Below are 983 nucleotides of genomic sequence, written 5' to 3'. Positions count from 1 at the left end.
GATTTCGCACAGATCGATAACGCTCCAGAAGAGCGTGAGCGCGGTATTACAATTAATACTTCTCACATCGAGTACGATACTCCATCACGTCACTACGCACACGTAGACTGTCCAGGTCACGCGGATTATGTTAAAAACATGATCACTGGTGCTGCACAGATGGACGGCGCTATCCTAGTAGTAGCTTCTACAGATGGTCCAATGCCACAAACACGTGAGCACATCCTGCTTTCACGTCAGGTTGGTGTTCCATTCATCATCGTATTCATGAACAAGTGTGACATGGTAGATGACGAAGAACTTCTAGAACTAGTAGAAATGGAAGTTCGTGAACTTCTATCTGAGTACGACTTCCCAGGTGATGACCTACCAGTTATCCAGGGTTCTGCTCTTAAAGCGCTTGAAGGCGAGCCAGAGTGGGAAGCTAAGATTCTTGAACTAGCTGAAGCTCTAGACACATACATCCCTGAGCCAGAGCGTGCTATCGATGGTGCATTCATTCTTCCAATCGAAGATGTTTTCTCAATCGCTGGTCGTGGTACTGTTGTTACTGGTCGTGTAGAGCGCGGTATCATCAAAGTTGGTGAAGAAGTAGAAATCGTTGGTATCAAAGATACAACTAAGTCTACTTGTACTGGTGTTGAAATGTTCCGTAAGCTTCTTGACGAAGGTCGTGCTGGCGAGAACTGTGGTGTTCTTCTACGTGGTATCAAGCGTGAAGAAGTAGAACGTGGCCAAGTACTAGCTGCTCCAGGTTCAATCACTCCACACACTACTTTCAAGTCAGAAATCTATGTTCTGTCTAAAGAAGAAGGTGGACGTCACACTCCATTCTTCAAAGGCTACCGTCCACAGTTCTACTTCCGTACAACTGACGTAACCGGTACTATCGAATTGCCAGAAGGCGTAGAGATGGTAATGCCTGGTGACAACGTAGCTATGACTGTTACTCTAATCTGCCCAATCGCGATGGACGAAGGTTT

At 46.1% G+C, this 983-nt stretch carries 1 protein-coding gene; it reads left to right on the top strand.

Annotation, left to right across the window (positions count from 1 at the left end):
* The coding region (gene tuf, locus AB4298_RS21095; RefSeq protein WP_371988312.1) for an elongation factor Tu at positions 1-983 on the top strand (983 nt) is incomplete at both ends.

This window comes from Shewanella sp. 10N.261.52.F9 (genome assembly GCF_041471165.1).
Taxonomy (GTDB): Bacteria; Pseudomonadota; Gammaproteobacteria; order Enterobacterales; family Shewanellaceae; genus Shewanella; species Shewanella marinintestina.
This window is presented reverse-complemented; position numbering and strand designations above follow the sequence as displayed.